This window comes from Roseimaritima sediminicola, from assembly GCF_009618275.1.
GTDB lineage: Bacteria > Planctomycetota > Planctomycetia > Pirellulales > Pirellulaceae > Roseimaritima > Roseimaritima sediminicola.
The window spans coordinates 1-20,656 of the sequence record NZ_WIAD01000071.1 but is presented as its reverse complement, the minus strand read 5'-3'; the positions used below and the strand labels follow the sequence as shown (position 1 = coordinate 20,656).

The 20,656-nt window shown below is 63.2% G+C and carries 13 protein-coding genes; 8 read left to right on the top strand and 5 right to left on the bottom strand.

Annotation, left to right across the window (positions count from 1 at the left end; all coding sequences use genetic code 11):
- Nucleotides 1-205 precede the first annotated feature (205 nt).
- Nucleotides 206-1,666: a DUF1501 domain-containing protein gene (locus GE027_RS21105; protein WP_153559212.1), complete on the bottom strand. Its 1,461-nt coding sequence runs from the start codon at nucleotides 1,664-1,666 to the stop codon at nucleotides 206-208.
- Between the two features lie 7 nt (nucleotides 1,667-1,673).
- Complete coding sequence (locus GE027_RS21100) at nucleotides 1,674-5,138, bottom strand: DUF1553 domain-containing protein (RefSeq protein WP_153559211.1); 3,465 nt, start codon at nucleotides 5,136-5,138, stop codon at nucleotides 1,674-1,676.
- Nucleotides 5,139-5,427: 289 nt separating this feature from the next.
- On the opposite strand from GE027_RS21100, the gene GE027_RS21095 reads away from it, so the two are divergent.
- From GE027_RS21095 to GE027_RS21065, 7 genes are all read left to right on the top strand, one after another.
- Nucleotides 5,428-6,129 (top strand): AIM24 family protein, encoded by a 702-nt coding sequence (locus GE027_RS21095; protein WP_153559210.1) that lies wholly within the window; start codon nucleotides 5,428-5,430, stop codon nucleotides 6,127-6,129.
- 4 nt (nucleotides 6,130-6,133) lie between these two features.
- A complete protein-coding gene (locus tag GE027_RS21090; protein ID WP_153559209.1) occupies nucleotides 6,134-6,541 on the top strand; it encodes a hypothetical protein in 408 nt (135 codons plus the stop codon).
- Nucleotides 6,538-7,299, top strand: a complete 762-nt coding sequence (locus GE027_RS21085) for a class I SAM-dependent methyltransferase (protein ID WP_153559208.1) — start codon at nucleotides 6,538-6,540, stop codon at nucleotides 7,297-7,299. The genes GE027_RS21090 and GE027_RS21085 overlap by 4 nt, the downstream gene beginning before the upstream one ends.
- Before the next feature lie 740 nt (nucleotides 7,300-8,039).
- A complete protein-coding gene (locus GE027_RS21080) occupies nucleotides 8,040-8,738 on the top strand; it encodes a CerR family C-terminal domain-containing protein (protein ID WP_162006857.1) in 699 nt (232 codons plus the stop codon).
- Nucleotides 8,735-10,582, top strand: a complete 1,848-nt coding sequence (locus GE027_RS21075) for an efflux RND transporter periplasmic adaptor subunit (RefSeq protein ID WP_153559206.1) — start codon at nucleotides 8,735-8,737, stop codon at nucleotides 10,580-10,582. The genes GE027_RS21080 and GE027_RS21075 overlap by 4 nt, the downstream gene beginning before the upstream one ends.
- Nucleotides 10,583-10,685: 103 nt before the next feature.
- Nucleotides 10,686-13,970: an efflux RND transporter permease subunit gene (locus GE027_RS21070; protein WP_153559205.1), complete on the top strand. Its 3,285-nt coding sequence runs from the start codon at nucleotides 10,686-10,688 to the stop codon at nucleotides 13,968-13,970.
- Between the two features lie 332 nt (nucleotides 13,971-14,302).
- Nucleotides 14,303-15,580, top strand: coding sequence for an acyltransferase family protein (locus GE027_RS21065; protein WP_162006856.1), 1,278 nt, complete (start codon nucleotides 14,303-14,305; stop codon nucleotides 15,578-15,580).
- 96 nt (nucleotides 15,581-15,676) lie between these two features.
- Here the strand turns inward: GE027_RS21065 and GE027_RS21060 are convergent, their stop codons facing one another.
- Both GE027_RS21060 and GE027_RS21055 read right to left on the bottom strand, forming a co-directional pair.
- Complete coding sequence (locus tag GE027_RS21060) at nucleotides 15,677-17,212, bottom strand: MFS transporter (RefSeq protein WP_153559203.1); 1,536 nt, start codon at nucleotides 17,210-17,212, stop codon at nucleotides 15,677-15,679.
- Between the two features lie 285 nt (nucleotides 17,213-17,497).
- On the bottom strand, nucleotides 17,498-18,781 hold the full coding sequence (locus tag GE027_RS21055) for a cytochrome-c peroxidase (RefSeq protein WP_153559202.1): 1,284 nt from the start codon (nucleotides 18,779-18,781) through the stop codon (nucleotides 17,498-17,500).
- Nucleotides 18,782-18,871: 90 nt separating this feature from the next.
- Here GE027_RS21055 and GE027_RS21050 point away from each other — a divergent pair, with 90 nt between their 5' ends.
- On the top strand, nucleotides 18,872-19,402 hold the full coding sequence (locus tag GE027_RS21050; protein ID WP_153559201.1) for a GNAT family N-acetyltransferase: 531 nt from the start codon (nucleotides 18,872-18,874) through the stop codon (nucleotides 19,400-19,402).
- Nucleotides 19,403-19,429: 27 nt separating this feature from the next.
- Here the strand turns inward: GE027_RS21050 and GE027_RS21045 are convergent, their stop codons facing one another.
- Nucleotides 19,430-20,455 (bottom strand): hypothetical protein, encoded by a 1,026-nt coding sequence (locus GE027_RS21045; RefSeq protein ID WP_153559200.1) that lies wholly within the window; start codon nucleotides 20,453-20,455, stop codon nucleotides 19,430-19,432.
- Nucleotides 20,456-20,656 lie beyond the last annotated feature (201 nt).

Here is a 20,656-nt window from a genome sequence, read left to right as displayed (position 1 = left end):
CTAACAACTAACAACTAACAACTAACAACTAACAACTAACAACTAACAACTAACAACTAACAACTAACAACTAACAACTAACAACCAACAACCAACAACCAACAACCAACAACCAACAACCAACAACCAACAACCAACAACCAACAACCAACAACCAACAACCAACAACCAACAACCAACAACCAACAACCAACAACCAACAACCCTACGCCAACAGATCGCGAACGACATGCCCGTGGACGTCGGTCAGGCGGAAGTCGCGGCCTTGGAAACGATAGGTCAGCCGCTCGTGGTCGAAGCCCAACAGGTGCATGATCGTGGCCTGCAGGTCGTGCACGTGAACCGGATTTTCGGTGACTGAGAAACCCAGCTCGTCGGTCTGTCCGTAGTTCAGCCCGCCTTTGACGCCGCCGCCCGCCATCCACATCGTGAAGCAGTCGGGGTAGTGGTCGCGGCCCAGCACTTTGCTGCCGGCGGTGCGGCCTTCGCGAAACGGCGTGCGGCCGAACTCGCCGCCGCACACGACCAGGGTCTCGTCCAATAGCCCACGCCGCTTGAGATCCTTGATCAGGGCGGCGATCGGTTTGTCGGTGGCCGCCCATTTGTTGGTCAATCCGCTGGTCAGTCCGGTCGCTTCGCTGGTTCCGTGAAAGTCCCAGCCCCAGTCGAACAGCTGGACGTAGCGAACACCGTCTTCGACCAGGCGCCGGGCCAATAGACAGTTGTTGGCAAAGCTGGCCTCGCCGGGCTTGGCGCCGTAATCGTCCAGCGTGGTCTGGGTTTCCTGGGTGATGTCCATCACGTCGGGCACCGAAGCCTGCATGCGAAAGGCCAGCTCGTACTGCGCGATCCGCGTCAGGGTTTCGGGATGCCCCAGCTGGCTGGCTTGATACTCGTTCAACTGTCTGAGGGCGTCCAGCGAACGCCGGCGCAGGCTGCGGTTCATTCCCTCGGGGTCGGAAGCGTACAACACCGGATCGCCCTTGCTGCGGCACTGCACGCCTTGAAACACCGACGGCAGGAAACCGCTTCCAAACGAATTGATTCCACCGTTGGGCTGCACGCCGCTGCTGATCAAGACCACAAACCCCGGCAGGTCCTGGTTCTCGGTGCCCAGCCCGTACGTGGCCCAGGCGCCCAGCGACGGGCGGCCCGAGCGGGGCGAGCCGGTATAGATTAATAATTCTGCTGGAGCGTGATTGAACTGGTCGGAGTGCACCGAATGCACGAAACACAATTCATCGACGACTTCCGGGTCCTGCAGGTTCGGGACCGCATCGCTCAGCCACGTGCCGCTTTGACCGTGCTGGGAAAACTTACGAGGCGTTCCCATCAACTTCGGTACGCCCGAGGTGAAGGCAAACGTGCGGCCTTCCAGAAAACTGCTGGGGCAATCCTGGCCGTCGCGGCGGACCAGTTCCGGTTTGTAATCGTAACAGTCCAGGTTCGGCGGCGAGCCGGTCAGGTGCAGGTAGATCACCCGCTTGGCCTTGGCAGGAAAGTGCGGCTGACGCTCGGCCAGCGGCTGCATGGCGTCGATCGCTAGGTCCGCCGAAGCCGTGCCGCCGCCGAGCGTCGATAGAGCCATCGCGCCTAAACCGATTCCGGAACCGGCCAGGAAGTGACGACGCGTTTGCAATTGCACGCGTTGCAACAAAGGATTCATCAGATCACTACCGTTTGAGAAACATTTCGTCCAGGTTCAGCAGTACGTTGGCCACCACCGTCATCGCCGCCGCTGTGGCCGGATCCGTGTCGGCGGGCAACGGCCCCAGCGGGTCGGTTGCCAGCCGGACCGCATCGGCCGGCGCAGCCTGCAACTGCTCGAGCGAGTCCTGATACAGCGCGGCCAACGCGTCCAGCTCCGCCGCCGCGGGGGTTCGCAGCACGCAGCGGCGGAAAGCCAATGTCAACTGTTCGGTCAGATCTTCCGAAGCGGTCAGAGCCATGCGGGCCAAGGACTGGCTGGCCTCGACGTACACCGGATCGTTCATCGTGACCAAGGATTGCAGCGGAGTGTTCGTACTGTTGCGACGCACCGTGCAGACTTCGCGATTGGGGGCGTCGAACGTGGCCATCGACGGGTACGGGCTGCTGCGTCGCCACATCGTATACAGACCACGGCGATAACGATCTTCACCCGTGCTGGTTTGCCAGTCGGTGGTGGAACCGAACGCCGCCTTCAAACCGCTGCTGGGCTGCGGCGGTTTGACCGGCGGCCCGTACATCTTGGGGCTCAGCAAACCGGCCGCGAACAACGCTTGATCGCGAACCATCTCCGCGCTCAATCGCACGCGTGGCCCTCGAGCCAAATAGATATTGCCGGGGTCCGGATCGGGCGACGGCACTTTGGCGCTCTGCCGATACGTGGCCGACAGGACCAGCATCCGCAGGAACGCTTTGCGATCCCAGCCGCCGTCGATCAATTCGGTGGCCAACCAGTCCAGCAGTTCGGGATGCGTGGGCAGTTCGCCCTGCGAGCCGAATTCTTCGCTGGTCACGACCAAGCCGCGACCGAACAGGGTTTCCCAGTAGCGGTTGGCCAGCACGCGGGCGGTCAGCGGATTGTCGCCGTCGGTCAACCACTGGGCCAGCGCCAAACGGTCCAGCGGTCGGTCCGTGGGCGGATCATGAAACACTTCCGGCACGCCCGGCTCGACCGCTTCGCCCAGACTCAGGTAACTGCCGCGGTGCTGGAGATGCGTCTCGCGGCGGTTCTCCGTTAACTCGCGCATCACCGGTACCGATGTCGCCGGCTTGATCGCGTCGAGTTGTTTTTGTTTCCGTGCCAGTTGCTGCCGGACCGTGGACAAGCTCGCCGCCACATGTCGGCGAAAGAAAGTCGCCAGTTCCGCGGCATCGGCGCCGGTGCGCTGCTCCGCGTCCTGATCCAGCACGGCGAGCAACGACCCCGGCAGCGAGGCGCGATCCAGTGCGATTTCGCTTGCCGTGTGACTCCAGCGGAAGCGGCCCAGCAGGTGTCGCTTGTGCGGCGATCGATGTTGCATCGTGATCCGCAGCGTCGCCGGGGCGTCGACCGTGATGGTTTTCGCGGGCGCCAATACCAATGCGTGCGGCTGAGTCGAAGCCCCGATCGCCCAGCCGTCCTGCGAGCCGGTGGCACCGGTCAATACATCGCCGGGTTCGAAACCGGCCTGATGGTGATCCGCCACGGCCGAAGCCAGCGTGATGGTTTGCGTGCCGTCGATCGCCAGGGCCTGCGACGGTCGCGGCGCTTCGGCAATGGTCTGTTCCCAGAGGACGTCGCGGTCGACGTCGAGGACCGAGACGCGGTAGTTCTTCAGTCTCGCTTCCAAGTCACCGTCGGTCCGGTTCCAAACCACAACTTGCTCGATCGCTTGGTCGCTGCCCAAATCCACCTCCCACCAGGGATCGGTGGCTTTGGCGGTGTGCGTGACCGACTTGTTGGTGTATTCCCCGTCGGTGTTGCCGTCGATGGCATACTCGGCTGGTCCGTCAAAGGCCGTCGAATGCTGCGTCGCCGTTCCCTTCACAGCGATATTGTTGCCGTCGCCGAACACCTGGACTTCGGCGAGCGACAGAAGTTGATTTTCGCCCAGGTTGGTGACGCGGACGTACCGAGCCGGCAGCGGCTGGTCGGTTTGCGGAACCAGTTCGGCGCGGACGCTTGTGAGCACGAAGTTGCCGCCGCCGATGCCGGAAGAGCCGCGGCCGAGCTCCGGCTGGGGCAGGACTTCCAATCGCAAACCATTGATCGCCAGCGGATCGTCGGCGCTGGCGTTCAGGGGCAGTTCGATGGTGTAGCGATCGGTTTCGGTCGCTTCGGTTGCCGTGATCACGCCGTCGTCGGCCGCACTGATCGGCTGGCCGCTTTGGCGTCTGGCACCGCTGGGCGTCAGCACCTGCCAGGGCACTGGCCGACGCAGCGCCGTCTCCCACTTGGCCTGCTGTTGCTGAAGTGCCGGCGTGTCCTGAGCGAGCGTCCGTTGCAGCTCCGCGATCTGGGCCTGCAGTTCGTCGCGACGCGTTCGCTGTGCGGGCGTGTACAGCGGCAACGTGGGCGACTCGTCGGTGCGGTCGGCGTCGGCCGTATTGTTGAAGATCGCGTAGAGCTGGAAGTATTCCTTTTGCGTCAACGGGTCGTACTTGTGCGTATGGCACTGCGCGCACGCCATGGTCGTTCCCATCCACACGGCCATCGTCGTGTTCACCCGGTCCACGACCGCGGCGCTGCGGAATTCCTCGTCGATCGTGCCGCCTTCGCTGTTGGTCAGCGTGTTGCGGTGAAAAGCGGTCGCGACCAATTGCGGTTCGGTGGGTTCGGCCAGCAGGTCACCGGCCAGTTGTTCGCGCGTGAATTGATCGAAGGGCATATTGTCGTTGATCGCCCGGATCACCCAGTCGCGATAGGCCCAGATGGTGCGAGGTCGATCGTCGGCGTAGCCCGCGCTGTCGGCATAGCGAGCCAGATCCAGCCACTTCCGCGCCCAGTGCTCGCCGAAGGCGGGGCGGCGAAGCAGATCGTCGACCAATTGTTCGTAGGCCCCGGCGTCGTCGCTGGCGACGAACGCCTCCACTTCGGCGATCGTGGGCGGCAGCCCGGTCAGGTCCAGATAGACGCGGCGAGCGAGTGCGGCGCGATCGGCCGGCGGCGAGGGTTCGAGCCCCTGATTGCGCATCCGCTCGAGCACAAAGGCGTCGACTGGATTGACCGGCCAATCCGCCCATTGCGCATCCGGGGTGGGCACATCGGGCCGCGCCGGCGGCACGTAGGACCAGTGCGGGGCGAACGGTGCTCCGTCGGCGATCCACCGCCGAAAGCGATCGATCTCGGCTTCGCTGAGCGGTTTGCCGTGGCCCTCGGGCGGCATCCGCATGCCGGTGTCGTCGCTGGTGATGCGCGCCATCAATTCGCTGGATTCAGGGTCCCCGGGCACGATGGCCGTATACCCCGAATCCAATTCACCGGTGGCGATCTCCCGAACGTCCAGCCGCAGTCCGGCCTCCAACCCCGTCTCGTCCGGTCCGTGGCACAGCAGGCATCTATTCGACAACACCGGCCGGATGTCGCGATTGAAATCGATCGCGGGCTCGGCGGCGACCAGCCAACCGGGCAGCAGCAACAACAGTCCGAAGGACAGCAAGCGGAATCGCATCGCAGGGGCGGGGGCTTGGCGGGGGAGGCTTCACCGAAACGAGCCGGATGGGACAGCAACCGAACCGGGGCTCCCGCGGTGAAGGTGAACGGTACAGATTAGGCGGACCGCGGCGAGCCGTCCAGTTTCGCGCACTCGCGGCGTTTTTGCGCGCCCCCTGGACGTGTAGTTTCCAGCCCTTGCTGGGACGATCACAATGGGCGGTGAAACGTCCTGCCGCTTTACCCTAGCGGGCTGCTGATGTAGTCGAAAACGCTTGGTTCCCTTCTACTCCCAGGTGCTGCCTCCCATGACCAATTACACGCTCGAAGAATTCATCACCCAGAACCAGCAAGACGCTTCGGCGCGGGACTATTTCCAGCTGGAGAGCGATCGCATGCTGGAGGTGAACCTTAACGGCGAAGTCTGGACCAAGACCGGTTCGATGGTGGCCTACGCCGGACAGATCCGGTTTGAACGCGAAAAGATGCTCGAGCGGGGCCTGGGCAACCTGCTGAAGTCGACCGTCACCGGCGAAGGGGCCAGACTGACCAAGGCCACCGGTCAGGGCCGGTTGTATCTGGCCGACGAAGGCAAAACCATCCAGATCCTGCGTCTGGAGAACCAATCGATTTTCGTCAACGGCAACGACCTACTGGCCTTCGAGCCGACGCTGGGCTGGGACATCAAGATGATGCGAAAAATGGCCGCTATGATGTCCGGCGGCCTGTTCAACGTCCTGGTGCAAGGCACTGGCCTGGTCGCGATCACCAGCCACTTCGAACCGCTGGCCCTGATGGTTCGGCCCGGGCAACCGGTCCGCACCGACCCCAATGCCACGATCTGTTGGTCGGGGAACCTGCAGCCGGAATTTAAAACCGACGTCTCGCTGAAAACCTTTTTCGGTCGCGGCAGCGGGGAATCGATTCAGATGGAGTTCAACGGCGATGGGTTCGTCGTCATCCAGCCCTATGAGGAAGTTTATATGCAACACACCGGATCGAGCAGCTGAGCCGATGAGCGACTGGAGCGACGCCGACCTGTTGGCCTTTTTGGACGAATCCCTGCCGGCCGACACGATGGCAGCGATCGAAGACGCCTGCCGCGACAACCAGGAATTGTTGCGGCGGTTGGCCGCGGTGCGCGGGCGCGAAGACGCTGGCCTGCACACCATCGGTGCGATCTGGCGGCGTCACCGTTTGTCGTGCCCGGAGCGACAGCAACTGGGGCAGTATTTATTAGGCGTGCTGGACGACGACTCGGCCGCTTATGTACGTTTTCATATCGAACGCATCGGCTGTCGACGCTGTCAGGCCAACCTCAGCGACCTGCAGTCCCGCCAGCAGGACGCGGCCGGCTCGGCCGAGGTTCGGCGAACTCGCTACTTTCAAACCAGTGCGGGCTACCTCCGCAAACGCTCATGACCGCTGTTCTTTCTTCTCTCGGTGTCTCGGGCCCATCTTCCGGCACGGCGTCGCCGGCGCGGCGGGATTCAAGCAAGCGGCAGCAGCGGTTGGCGTGGCGAGCCGGCGAGCGATTTTCTTGGCATTGGGCTCCGGTCCGGGTGGCCGACACGCCTTGGAAGATCGCCACCGCTTCGGATCCCGACGGCATGTTGGTCGACGCTTGCCAACGCCAGGACGCTGGCGAACAGGGGGTGATCGACCCGTTCTGGGCGGCGGTTTGGCGAGCTTCGGCGGGGCTGGACCGCTTTCTCGACCGCTACTCGCTCGAGGGCCAACGGGTTCTGGAAGTCGGCTGCGGCACGGGCCGGGCGGGTTTATCGGCGGCGATTCGCGGAGCCGACGTCACGCTGACCGATGGCGTCAGCGATCCGTTGTTATTAGTGCAATTGACGGTTTGGCGGCTCGCCGAGCGTTGCCGAGTGCGAAGGCTGCGGTTCGGCTTGGACGTTCTGCCCGAAGCGCCGTTTCCGCTGATTTTGGGTTCGGACGTCACCTACCTGCGCCAGCTCTGGCCCGAGCTGAACGAATGCCTGCAGCAGCACCTACAGGCCGGGGGCGAAGTCCTGTTGAGCGATCCGTTTCGTCTGATCGCCAACGAGTTCCGCGACTGGATCCAGGGCCGCGGCTGGGACTACGAGGAGCACTCGGTGGCCCTGGATGACGACCCCCAGCACCCGATCCGCATCATGCGGCTGACCCGGCCCAGCGGCCGATAGCAAACGGCCCCGCCCCCGAACGCGCTCCGGCCCAGCCGCAGAGACCAGCACCGGCAAACGCCGTGCGCCTTGGCATGAGGTCTTTGGGAAACAAGCGGCCGGGGACAAAGCGGCCGGGGACAGTGCATGCCCCCCCAACTCACAGCGGCTGGGGACAGTGCAAGTGGGGCAGGGATCACCTGGGCCTTCAGCTAGCAAATCGACGTCGGCGTGCACTGTCCCCGACTGTCGCTGTCCCCGTACGTATGCACGGGCTTTCAGCTAGCAAATAAATGCCGAACATGCACTGTCCCCGACCGGATGCTGGCCAGACGAGCGGGCGGGGACAGTGCAAGCGGGGACCGAGAAACCGGGTTGTAGCTAGCAAATTAGCGTCGACCTGCACTGTCCCCGACCGTCCTGTCCCCGACCGTCCCTGTCCCCGACTGCTGCTCGTTCAGCTAGCAAAGCACCATTGGCATGCACTGTCCCCGACTGCCTCTCTGGCCGGACCGCTAGCAAATCAAGGTGGGCAAGCACTGTCCCCGACCAGCGGCCGGGGACAGTGCAGGTGGGGACAGGGATCACCTGGGCCTTCAGCTAGCGAATCGACGTCGGCGTGCACTGTCCCCGACTGCCCATGACTCGAGACTTTTCTGCTTGACACCCCGCCGGTTTAAACAGATGTTTTAAACACACGTTTAAATTGGCCCTGATGTCCGCCTGTGCCTGTTTCGTTTCCCGAGGTTTCAACCGCTGCTGTGTCCGACCCTGTTCCCCACGAAGCGGCCGCGCCCCACGAAGAGGCTACGCGCCAGCGGATCCTGGAAGCGGCCGGTCCGATCTTTGCCCAGCGGGGTTTCGATAAAGCGACGGTTCGCGAGATCTGTGCGGCTGCCGGGGTGAACATTGCCAGCGTCGGATACTACTTCGGCGACAAAATGGGCCTGTACCTGGCGATCGTCCGCTGGATCCGCAGCCAACGTGAACAAACCTTTCCCATGCCCCGGTTGAACGGTCCGCTGGAAGATCGCTTGTATCGGCAGATCCTGACGCTGCTGCAGCGGATGCTCGACGGCGACGACAGCGGCTGGGAAGCCCAGCTGATGATGCGGGAAATGCAGCGGCCCACCGAGGCCTTCCACGAGATGGTGCAGGAGTACTTTCGACCGCTGCTGGAACAGTTGAAAGCGACGATCGGAGGCTTGCTGGAGCAGGCGGGACAGGAGCGGATCGAGCCGTATCAGCTGGACCAGCTGGCCCTCAGCGTGGTGGGACAATGTCTGTACTACCGCGTTGGCAGTGAGGTTTTACAGATTATTGTTGCTTCAGAGCAGCGTCGTCGGCATTTCGATACCGGCTCGCTGGCCCGACACATCACGGCCTTTACCTTGGCGGCCCTGACTCAGGGTGTTTATTTTGACCTTCTGGACCGCAGCCCCTGCGAGTTTGACGCATGAGTGAAACGCCCCCGCCCGCACCGCCAGTGCCGGTAACCGACACGGCTTCGCCCTATGCGCCGGCCCACAGTCCATCGCGACGGCGCAGCGGCGCCGCGTGGCTGTACAACATCGTGATCCCGCTGGCCATCCTGGCGGTCGCCGGGGGCATTTTCTGGGCGTTCGGTAAATCCACCGCCCCGCAGCGCACGGCCGAAGACGCTTCGCTGGCCGGACGCATGCAGCGTTTGCCGCGTGCGGATGTCCAGCGGGTCAAATCCCTGGAGGAAGTCGGCGGGCGGCTGGACCTCTCGGTCGATGGCGTGGTGGTACCGTTTCGCGAAGTGCAGGTGGCGACCGAGGTGGCCGGCACGATCGTCTACAAAGACCCCAGCTGCGAAGCCGGCAATTACGTCGAAGCCGACCAATTGCTGTTTCGCATCGACGACCGGGATTACCAACTGGAAGTCAAACGACTGGCCCGAGTCCGCGAGCAGGAGTACCAGGCCCTGCAGGAGCTGGACCAGGAAGTCGCCAACGCCCAGCGGTTGTTGGACGTCGCCAGCGAGGACCTTCAGCTGCGCACCGAGGAACTGAAACGACTGGAAGAGCTCCCTTCGGGTTTCGCCAGCAAGACGGAACTCGACGCGCTCCGCCGAGCTCGCCTGCAAGCGGTCCAGGCCCAGGTCACCGCCCGCAACCAGTTGGAACTGCTGGCCAAAAGGCGGACCCGGCTGGAAGCCAGCGAGCGACTGGCGGCAGTCCAGTTGGAAGCGGCCGAGTTGAATCTGCAGCGGACGGAAATTCGGTCGCCGGTCAGCGGCGTCATCGTACGTGAGGATGCCGAGCTGAATTCGTTCGTCCAGCGCGGCAGCCCGATCATCACGATCGAGGACACGTCGAAAGTCGAAGTTTCGGTGAACCTGCGGATGGACCAGTTGTTCTGGGTCCTGGATCAAGCCGATGCGTCAGCCCAAACATCGTCGACCGAATCCTTGGCTTTGGCCGCCCGCGAAGGGTACCAGTTGCCGGCCACCGACGCCACGATTCGCTACCGCGTCTCGGGCCGCGAGGACGTCAGTTATCAGTGGCAAGGGACCCTGATCCGCTACGACGGCATCGGGCTGGACGAACAGACGCGGACGGCTCCGGTACGCATCGTGGTGGACAACCCCAAGCGGTTTCGAAAGCCCGATGGCAGCCAAGCCGTGTCCAGCGGGCCGACGGCTTTGCTGCGTGGCATGTTCGTGGACGTCACGCTGCACATCCATCCGCAAACGCCTCTGGTCCTGGTGCCGGCCCTGGCCATGCAGCCCGGCAATCGCGTGTGGCACTTTCGCCCCGATCCCGCGGTCCTCGAGCCCAAGCCCAAGCCCGAGCCCGAAACCACCGAGACGGGTTCCGCTGCCGAAGCCCAGTTGGTTGCCGACAAACCGCGGCCGCAGGATCGCGACCCGGCCGACAAACCCGGCTCCGACAAACCCGCCGGGGAACAATCGGCCGCCGAGGACCTGGCAGATCGGGCGCCCGAGTTCGACGTCCACAACTGGGTTGCGGGCAGCGTGCGAGTCGTCACGCAAGTCCGCGCGATCGAAACCGCCGAAGCGCTGCACCCCGGAGAGGTCATCGAGGATCTGCCACAGCCACCTGATTCGGGCGCGGCCGGCCCCGCAACCGGGCTCACCAACCCAGCGGAGGACGAGTACTGGATCTGTGAAATCGTGGATCGTTCATTGGTCGCGGGCGATCTGGTCGTGGTCTCGCCGCTGACCGCGATCACCAGCGACCAGAGCGTGGCGGTCCGCGTCCCGGTCGACCAAGCCGAAGCGGACGCGGCGCCGGATGCCGTCACGGCCCAGCGGTAACGACGGGCGAGGCATTCGGTTTCTTCTTCGCCCACATTCTTCTTCGCCCACATACTGCTCGCACGCTCCTCTTCATTCCACCGCCCGTCACCCCGTTGTCCCTATGAAACGCATTATCGCCTGGGCGATCGCCAGCTCTCCCGGAATGAACGTCATCATGGTGGCGTCGATGTTGGTCGGCGCCCTGTGCCTGTATCAGATGCGCCGCGAGGTGTTTCCGGAATTCGAGCTGGAAATTGTGATGGTCACGGTGCCCTATCCGGGCGCCTCACCGGAGGATGTCGAACAGGGCGTTTGCCAATTGATCGAGGAACCGGTGCGGAGCCTCGAAGGGGTCAAGAAAGTCACCTCGATCGCTCAGGAGGGTGCGGGTTATGTATTGATCGAGTTATTGGCCGACGTCAAGGATGTCCAAAAGGTGCTGGCGGAAATCGACCGCGAGGTCAGCCGCATCTCGAACTTTCCCGATCTGGCGGAAGACCCGCAGATCCAACAGATCACGTTTCGCGACGCGGCGATTCGCATCGGCATCATCGGTCCGGAATCGCTGGACGAACAGGCCGAGCGTCAACTGCGGGCCGTGGCCGAAGAGGTCCGCGACGACGTACTGCAGTTGGATGCGGTCAGCGCGGCCGAAGTCATGGGCGGCCGCTCCTACCAGATCGACGTGGAAATCTCCGAAAGCACGCTCCGCCGATACGACTTGTCGCTGGACGAGGTCGCCCAGCGGCTGCGCAGCCGCAACGTCGAACTGCCCGGCGGCCAGCTCCGCGCCGAAGGCCAGGAAGTGTTGTTCCGGGCCAAGAACAAGGGTCGCGTCGGCGACGAGATCCGCCGCCTGCCGCTGATCACGCGCAGCGACGGCGTGGTCCTGACGGTCGATGACCTGGGAACCGTCCGCGACGATTTCGAAGACACCACCAACATCAGCGAAATCAACGGACGGCCGGCGATGGTCGTCAACGTCAATCGCACCAAGAGCGAAGACCTGTTGGCGATGACCGACCAGGTGCGAGCCTATCTGGAAACCAAGGATCTGCCCCCGGGCTATCGCTCGATCATCTGGGGCGACACCAGTACGGACGTCCGCGACCGGCTGCGGCTGCTGCTGCGAAACGGGGCGCAAGGTTTGGCGCTGGTGTTTTTGGTGCTGGCTCTGTTCCTGGAGATCCGGTTGGCGGTGTGGGTCGCACTGGGGATCCCGATTTCGATTCTCGGGGCCGGCATCGCTTTGGCCTGGGGCGATCAAACCCTAAACATGCTCAGCCTATTCTCCTTTCTGGTCGCCCTCGGAATCGTCGTCGACGACGCGATCGTGGTCGGCGAGAACATCTATGCGCATCGCCAGATGGGCAAGAATTATTTGCAGTCATCGATCGACGGTGCCAGCGAGGTGGTCCCCAGCGTGACGGCATCGATTTTTACGACCGTGATCGCGTTCAGCCCGATGTTCTTCGTTTCCGGGGTGATGGGCAAGTTCATGGCGGTGATTCCCTTTGCGGTGATCGCCATGTTGTTTATCTCGCTGCTGGAAAGCATGTTCGTACTGCCGTGTCACCTGGCTCATCGCCACGAGGGATTTTTCAGGATCCTGAGCGTCCTGCTGTATCCGCTGCGTCCGTTTGGCTTCGTTCTGATGTGGTTGAACCAGCGAACGAGTCGCGCGATGGAATGGTTTGCTCGCGAGATCTATGTTCCGACGCTGCGGTTCTGTTTGCACTATCCGCTGGTCCCGATCGCCGCGACGCTGGGGATGTGTATCTTTACCGCGGGCATGGTCCGCGGCGGCGTCGTCCCGCGGATTCTGTTTCCCAAATCCGACAACAACCTGCTGCAGGCTTCGATCACGTTTCCCGATGGCACACCTGCGGCCGTGACGGATGCCGCCACCACGCGGATGGAAGAAGCCATTCGCGAATTGAGCGCGGAGATCGCTGCGGAGCGGGCCGCTGGCGAGGGCTTGTCGGTCGCCGAGATCTATCCGGATGAGCCCGACGATGTGCTGGGACCGGTTCAGCTGACGTATCGACAGGTCGGTTCGATCACCAACACCCAGGGACCGATGGGCGACAGCGGAGGCGGCGGCAGCCATGTTGGCCAAATCTTTGTCGAACTGTACGACACGACCATCCGCACCACGCACAGCGACGAGATCTTGGCTCGCTGGCGAGCCAAGGCCGGCGATTTTGCCGGGATGGAGAAAATTACCTACGGCTCGGTCGGCGTGGGCCCGGGCGGCAAGCCCATCGAGTTCAAACTGTTGGCCCCGGAAGTCGCGGCCGACCAGTTGGAAGCCGCCACCGAAGAGGTCAAGCAGCGGCTGGCGGACTTCGAAGGCGTCTACGACATCGGCGACGACAACACGCCCGGCAAGTGGGAGTTCCAGCTGAAGGTCAAGGACCAGGCGTTGGCCACGGGCGTCACAGAGAACGACCTGGGCACCACGATCCGCAATGCCTACTACGGCGCCGAAGTGATGCGGCTGCAGCGAGGACGCCACGAAGTCAAATTGATGGTCCGCTATCCCGAAGACGAACGCAGCTCGCTGGCCGATTACCAGGATGTCCGCGTGCGGACCAGCGACGGCAGCGAGCGACCGATCACCGAAATCGCCGACGTGAACATCATCCGTGGCTATTCGGAGATCAACCGGGTCGACCAGATGCGAGCGATCACGATCTCGGCGGACCTGGACGAAACGAAGACCGAGCCGGACCTGGTGGTCGAAGAACTGCGCACGAACTTCATCCCCCAGCTGCTCCAGAAGTACCCGGCGCTGAGCGTTCGCTGGGAAGGCCAACGGGAGCAGAGTGAGGAATCGGTGGGCAGTTTGTTCGCCGGGTTCGGGGTCGCCATCCTGGCGATGTTCATCCTGTTGGTCCTGCAGTTCCGCAGTTACGTCCAGCCGATCCTGATCCTGGCCATCATTCCCTTTGGCATGATCGGCGCGATCTGGGGGCACGCCGTGCTGGGCCTGCCGCTGACGCTGTTCAGCATGTTCGGACTGGTGGCGTTGGCCGGAGTGGTGGTCAACGACAGCATCGTTTTGATCGATTTCATCAACGCTCGGGTGCGCGAAGGCCTGTCGGGCCGCGAAGCCCTGCTGGAAGCCGGCCATCGCCGCTTCCGCCCGGTGATGTTGACCAGTATGACCACGATCGCGGGCCTGCTGCCGCTGCTGACCGAACGCTCGTTCCAAGCCCAACTGCTGATCCCGATGGCTGCCAGCCTGGCGTTCGGGCTGATGTTGGCGACCGGCCTCGTGCTGCTGATGATCCCGATCCTGTACCTGTTCTACCTGAAGGTCATCGAAGCCTTCGGATTCAGCGTCAACGATGAAGAGTTGGTCGAGCAGCAGAAAGAGCTGGAAGTTACCGCCGCCCCGTAGCCGAAGCCGCCCCGTAGCCGAAGCCGCCCCGTAGCCGAAGCCGCTCAGGGGTTGGACGCTGGAGTCTAGCCTTTAGGCGATTGGCGGATGCGTGCGGGCGGCTAAAGCCTCGGCTCCAGCGTGATTTGCGGATGCATGCGAGCGGCTAAGCACGTCGGCATGAATCTTTCGGTGAAACCCCGCGACAACACCCTCCCGCTGCGCGGGAGGGTGTTGTCGCGAGGTTTTCCGTCTTTTGCCGCGGGGTCGTTTTGGGCTAGTATCCTCGCGACCGGCCTGGGCGGATGGTTGCCGGCGGGCTTTACGACTTCGCAGGAACGGAATCCTCTCCGATGTCCCATCTACTGGCGTTCCTCCCACCGCCTTCCACCGATCCAGCATCGCGGCCTGAATCACACGGCGCGGCTGCCGCACCGAGCGCTGCCGAACGGCTGAGTTGCTTTGAGTGGCTGCGTGCCGGCGCGGTCCTGGGCGTGATCCTGCTGCACGCCTGCGTGCCCTATCTGCGCCATCCGATGCCGGGTCTGGTTTGGCCCGTGCGCGATACCGCCAGCACGGCGGCCGATCTGACGTTCTGGACGATCGAACTGTTCATCATGCCGCTGTTTCTGGTGATGGCCGGATACTTTGCCGTCCGCCTGTACGACCGCCGCGACTTCCGTCGATTTCTCCAGCACCGGGCCAGCCGTTTGCTCGGGCCGCTGGTCGTCGTCGGCGCGGTCATTTTGCCGCTGGACCTGTACAGCTGGTTGCTGGGATGGGTGGTCGAAGGCCACATCGACATCCGCAAGATGCGCAGCTTGAACTTCGCAGCCGGCGTCGACGATCACCTGTGGGGGCTGAGTCATCTGTGGTTTCTGCAGTACCTGTTTTTGTACTGCGTCGCCTATGCGCTCTGCCGACGTTATTGGCCGACAACGTGGCGGTCGCTATCGGCCCGTTACCTGCTTCGCCGAACCAGCCTGTGGGCGCTGTTGGTCACCGGCTCGGTCACGCTCTGCATGGTGCCCGAAGTCGTGTTTGGTTTCCAACACCACTTCCTGCCCTTCCTATCGAAATGGGTCTACAGCGGAACCTTCTTTGCCGGAGGCGTATGGTTGGCGATCTATGACAACCGCCTGCGTCAGATCCAGCGACTGGCATGGCGAATGATGTGGATCGCGGCGGTGACGGGCGTTGCGGCCATCGTCGCGGGCCTGCAGTTTCTGGAACACAACAACAGCCTGACGGTGCGGCTGCTGTTGGGCTGTGCCACCACCGTTTCGGCCTGGGCGACGACCGTAGGCCTGATCGGTCTGGCGACCCGCTATGCCACCGTGCGTCTTCCCGCCGTTCGTTACGTGGCGGGGGCTTCGTTCTGGATGTACCTGGTGCATCATCCGTTGATCGGTTTGATTCACACCGACCTCAAACTGCTGCTGCCCGAGGCCTCGCCGATTCTCAAAGCGGCCCTGGCGATGTCGCTGACCACCGCCTGGTGCCTGCTCAGCTTCGAGGTGCTGGTGCGGCGCACGCGACTGGGACGTTTGCTGGGCGTGCCGCAGCCTCAGGCTGCCGCTCCGCCGGTGCAGCCAGCCGCCACAGCCGAGCCCACCCGCCAAGCCGCGTAGCCATAGTAGCTCGGCTTTCCCAGCCGAGAGCACAAACCAAAATCGCCTAAAGGCTAGACTCCAACGACCGGGCGAGGAGCAGCGGACGCGCGGTGCCTAAGCCTTTTCCCGCGGGGCCGTCTTGGTGCGGTCCCAGAACGTCAGCGTGAACAGCACCAGGATCGCGGCGGCCATGATCGCTGGCGAGAGCCAGAAATCCTTCCACTGGGCCATGGTTTCGGCCAACAATCCTTGATCGATTCCTTCGGGCAGGCTGCGTGAGAACATCTGCGTGAAGGACTCGAAGAAACTGGTCGAGGCCGATTCCCCGCGGGCCGCCGTCAACGACTCGACGTACTGCGGCGCCTTGGTCACCTGCTCGCCATAGGGACCGATCGTCAGCGGCAGTCCGAAAAAGGTGCCGCCGCCCATGATGTGGTACCCGACGAACATTCCCACGCCCTGGGTCAGAAAGACCAACAACGACTGGGCCTGACCGCGGATCGCCTTGGGGGCTTTCTGGTCGGTGTACATAAACCCGGTGACGAAGAAGAAGTCGTAGCAGATCCCGTGCAGGGCGACAGCCAACAACAGCATCCAGGTCACTTGGCTGGGCGCTCCGTAGGCGAACAACAGGTACCGGAGGACCCAGCACGCCATGCCCACCATGATCATCACTTTCACGCCCAACCGGCGGAAGAAGAACGGGATCAACAGCATGAAGAAGATCTCGGACATCTGTCCGATGGTCATCGTCGCCCCGGCTTCGGCAAACCCGGTCTGGGTCAGGAACGAAGCGGTCATGCCGTAGTAGAACGCCAACGGGATGCAGATCAGCGTGGAGCACACGGCGAAGACAAAAAAGTTGCGATCGGTCAACAATTTGAATGCGTCGACCATCAACAAACTACGCATATCGATGCGTGTTCCCCGCAGTGGCGGCGGCGTATGCGGCAACACGAAACAGAACAGTCCCAGGGCGATCGAGCTGATCGCCCCCATCCAGAAGATGTTGTAGGTGGCCGACCAACCGGCCGCCCCGAGCATCAGCCCTGCCGCGATCCAGCCGATCGTGCCCCAGACGCGGATCTTGGGAAACTGGTCCTGGTGCGGGATATGGGTGAAAGCAATGGTATTGCCCAGCCCCAGCGTCGGCATATAGCACAGCAAGTGCGCAAGGATCATCCAGACCAACAGTCGGCCCTGTGTGTTTTCGCTGGACTGTTGCGCAAGAAACGCATCGGCGTCCAGCACCCCATTGGCGCCACGCAGCTGATCGGCGGATTCCGCGGCAAACTCTGCCGCGCCGGTCGCCACGGCGGGAATGGCCAGCATGATCAATCCGCCCACCAGCATCAGCACGCCCATGACTTTTTCCGAGGCGAAGAAGCGGTCGGCGACCAAGCCCAGGAATAGCGGCGCAATGATCGCCGCGATCGGTGCGGCCGCATAGGCACCACCGATGAAGGCGCCCAACAGTTTGACGTCCATGGCGGCACTGAGCGTGGCAAACCAAGAACCCCAAGCAAAGAACTGCAAGAACATCATGATCGACAGCAGGGCGATCACCTTGCTACCGCCTTGGCCATCGGAACCCGTCAATCCGGGCTGGACGTTATCGGGATCGGCAGGAGGATCTTGAGAAGCAGCCATAGGGTCTTCCTATCGGGTCAACTGGTGGGGAAGGGGGGAGAGTCGCCAGCGACCGTCTCCGCGTCATGCCGGAAACGGGGCAAAGGCCCAAATTCTAATTGGAAAGTGGGTTGTATTGTTAGCCGCAGGGCGCAAAAAAAGCGACCGGTGCGCACACCGGTCGCAGCATTAACTTCGATCCAATTCCAATCAATCGGACTGGGCAAGCGCGACCGGGCCGCGGATGCCCTACCGCCGGGCCGCTGCCACGCGGCTACTCGGGCAGGCGGCTACTCGGGCAGGCGGCTACTCGGGCAGGCGGCCAGTCTGAACCTCGGGAAACGATCCGGTCAGGCCTTCCTTCATGAACGCCACCACGTCGGCCAGTTCCGAATCGGTAAGATTCAACTTCTTCATCTTGTCGCTCAGCCACGGGTTGGGGTGCCCGCCCTTGTTGTACCAGTGCATGACCTCTTCGAGCGTCTGCTGGGATCCGTCGTGCATGTAGGGAGGCGACGAGGCGACGTTCCGCAGCGTGGGTGTCTTGAACGCCCCCTTATCGGCTTCGGCCTTGGTAATTTCATAGCGGCCCAGGTCCGGCTGCTGGGCGTCCATCCCCACGCCCAGGTTGTGGTACTGCTCGTCGGTGAAGTTGGCTCCGGCGTGACAGGTCGCACAGTTGGCTTTACCGAAGAACAACTTCATTCCGTTGATCGCCGACTCGCTCATCGAGTTCTGCTTGAAGGCCTCAACCAGATCTTCGTACTCCTTGACGAACTCCGGATCCTCTTCGCGAATCTCGTCCAAATAGGGCAGGTCGTCGGCATAGATCTCGCGGAACCGCTGCAGCGGCAGGTAGTAGTCATAGGGCGCAGGTCCGGTGACGATGGCTCGTTCAAACGTAGCCAGCGCCTTGCCGACGTTCAGGATCGTGACGCCATCTTCGAAGATCGTTTCAAATTGTTTCTTGTAACCCGGGATGCCTTCCAAGCACTCCACACAGGCGTCGTGATTATTCCCCATCTCGATGGGATTTTCGATCGGTCCGATGGCCTGGTCTTCCAGCGTCGCGGCCCGCCCGTCCCAGAACTGTTCTCGGCTGAGGATGCGGTTGTAGGCGACCGGTGAGTTACGACCGCCTTGCTGATCGCGAATGCCCACACCAAACTGGGTGTGGGCGGCGTAGCCCTCGCTGGGATCGTGACAGGTCGCACAGCTGACCGAGGCGTCGGCCGAGAGCCGCGGATCGAAATACAGCTGGCGCCCGAGTTCGATTTTGGCCCGCGTGATCGGGTTGTTGTCGGGGACGAAAGCGTTTTGCGCCGCGGCGTTTAACCCTCGCGGCAACTCGTACTTCAGCGGCTCGTGAATCTCCGGCATCGCCAACCACTGCTCGATCTCCTTCATCGTCAGCGGCCCTTCGCCGGGAATCCCCGCCAGCAATTCGGCGTCGCCCAGCGTGACTGTGTCCGAGTCGCTGTCGGCGGCCGAGAGCGTCGTGGCCAGCAGGCACCCGGCCAACACCGGCAAGAGCGCCAAACGCCAACGTCTACAAGCCTGATTCGGTGTAAAGTATCGTGCTCGGTTCATAAAACTGCTCATCTGAAGGGTTCGTCTTGGAAGGGTCGGACATGGCAGGACCCAACATTATAGCCCACTGCGACAACCCCGCTGAAGACCATGGTTGACTGGACGCTGCGTGATGCCACGCCAGAGGATTTACCCGAATTACTGGAGATCCTGAACCATTACATTCGGCATAGCGTCGCCTCGTTCCGCCTGGCTCCTTTGGGCCCGGAGGCCGGTCGTCGCTGGTTCGCGTCCCATGCCGATCCCCGCCACCCCGTGGTCGTGGCCACCGGGCCACCGGACACCGACTTGCCCGCCGCCGTTACGCTGGCCGGCTGGGCGTCGCTTTCGGCGTGGTCACAGTACGAAGCGTACGCCGGCACGGCGGAAATTTCGATCTGGCTGCGTCCGCAGTGCCTCCGCCGTGGCCTCGGCCGCCGATTCATGCGGCACCTGCTCGACCGCGCTTCCGGCGCGGGCCTCCGCGTCGTCTTGTCGCGCGTCGAGGCCAGCAACGAAGGCAGTCTAAGATTGCACGAGGCGATGGGGTTTCGAACCATCGGAACGATGCACCACGTCGGCGAGAAAGACGGCCGCCTGCTGGACGTGGTGATGCTCGAGCGTGCGGTCGATAGCGGCTGAGGGCGGGTTCTCAGGCGGCGCGGATGCCTACCGCCCGTCGCGGGTCAGCGTCCAGCCTTCCGGCGGGTCGGGCAGGGCAAAGGCGCGGTGGTAGCGCCGCTGCTGCAGCTCGATCCAGACGGCGCTCTGCCGATATAGCTGGCAGTCGCGCAGCTCCAACGCGCGGCGGATGAATTGCCGAGCTCGGGAAAAATCCTGAGCGGCCACCGCGGCGATCGCCAGGTTGTGAACCGCCGCGTGCTGTGAGGGATGCTGCCGGTAGGCCTGCTGCCACAATCGCTCGGCCTCGGGCCAGGCGCCGGCCTCGGCGTGCTCGTTGCCCCGCCGCACGGTCTTGCTGCCCCAGCGTCCCCAGGGCTGCGCCAAGGAAACGGTCTCGCGAGCCACCGAGGGCGTGAGCAACCGCCAAGCCTCGCGGCCGGCTGCTTGGGCCAACGTGAAGCCGGCGTTGGAGTCGGCCAGACTGGCCGCGTCGACCACGACCGATTGATCGGCCACCGGTTTGGCAGCCCCCACGTCGTACAGCCGCCAGACGACGGCCAAGCGAGGAGCGCCGGAGGAAGTGTTCTCGTCACCGGCGGCCTCCGAGCCAGACGCCTCGGTGTGGTCGGGAATCAGCCAGGTCGGGATCTGCTGGGACCGGGATTCCTGGCGGCGGCTCAACACCTCGCCCATCAATAGCCAATCCACGCCGGCTTGCCGCGCGAGGGAAAGCAAGGTCAGATCGCTGAGCTGTTCGGACTCGACGGTCTCGCTGGCCGAGGCCAGTCGCACCGTACCGTGGGCCGAAGCCCGCAGTTGCTCGGCGGTACGCAGGGTCACCTGCCGGCCACCGTCCCGCGGCGTCGCCGCCTGCATCGCGGCCAGCACGTCTCGAGCCGGCTCGCTGGGTCCGGCCAGCGGAGCGACCAGGACCTGTTGGCCCACGGCCGAGCGCAGCTGTGCCGGCCGCCAAACGTGCAGCGGTGCGTCCGTACGGCACCCGCCGGCGATGACGCAAAGGGCCAACGCCGCACACCAGTGCCAGCCGCAAGGAGAGAATGGTTTGCTCATAACGCTGTGCGGGTCTGTAGCAAGCGGCCGCACGAAGCGTCAAGACGGACCCGGGGGCTCGTTCAGGTTTGCTTTCTAGCGTAGTTGATCTCGCCAGAGTTTGGATCGAGACGGCAGACGGTCCAAAGTCTGGCGACTTCGGCTACGGGGATGCGGGTGGTACGTCCATCAGCCGCTGACGCGTTAGCGTACGGTTCATAT

Excerpts from the sequence above, each read along its gene's own strand:
- GE027_RS21105 (WP_153559212.1), bottom strand. The coding sequence starts at position 1,666 with ATGAATCCTTTGTTGCAACGCGTGCAATTGCAAACGCGTCGTCACTTC.
- GE027_RS21100 (WP_153559211.1), bottom strand. The coding sequence starts at position 5,138 with ATGCGATTCCGCTTGCTGTCCTTCGGACTGTTGTTGCTGCTGCCCGGT.
- GE027_RS21095 (WP_153559210.1), top strand. The coding sequence starts at position 5,428 with ATGACCAATTACACGCTCGAAGAATTCATCACCCAGAACCAGCAAGAC.
- GE027_RS21090 (WP_153559209.1), top strand. The coding sequence starts at position 6,134 with ATGAGCGACTGGAGCGACGCCGACCTGTTGGCCTTTTTGGACGAATCC.
- GE027_RS21085 (WP_153559208.1), top strand. The coding sequence starts at position 6,538 with ATGACCGCTGTTCTTTCTTCTCTCGGTGTCTCGGGCCCATCTTCCGGC.
- GE027_RS21075 (WP_153559206.1), top strand. The coding sequence starts at position 8,735 with ATGAGTGAAACGCCCCCGCCCGCACCGCCAGTGCCGGTAACCGACACG.
- GE027_RS21070 (WP_153559205.1), top strand. The coding sequence starts at position 10,686 with ATGAAACGCATTATCGCCTGGGCGATCGCCAGCTCTCCCGGAATGAAC.
- GE027_RS21065 (WP_162006856.1), top strand. The coding sequence starts at position 14,303 with ATGTCCCATCTACTGGCGTTCCTCCCACCGCCTTCCACCGATCCAGCA.
- GE027_RS21060 (WP_153559203.1), bottom strand. The coding sequence starts at position 17,212 with ATGGCTGCTTCTCAAGATCCTCCTGCCGATCCCGATAACGTCCAGCCC.
- GE027_RS21055 (WP_153559202.1), bottom strand. The coding sequence starts at position 18,781 with ATGAACCGAGCACGATACTTTACACCGAATCAGGCTTGTAGACGTTGG.
- GE027_RS21050 (WP_153559201.1), top strand. The coding sequence starts at position 18,872 with ATGGTTGACTGGACGCTGCGTGATGCCACGCCAGAGGATTTACCCGAA.
- GE027_RS21045 (WP_153559200.1), bottom strand. The coding sequence starts at position 20,455 with ATGAGCAAACCATTCTCTCCTTGCGGCTGGCACTGGTGTGCGGCGTTG.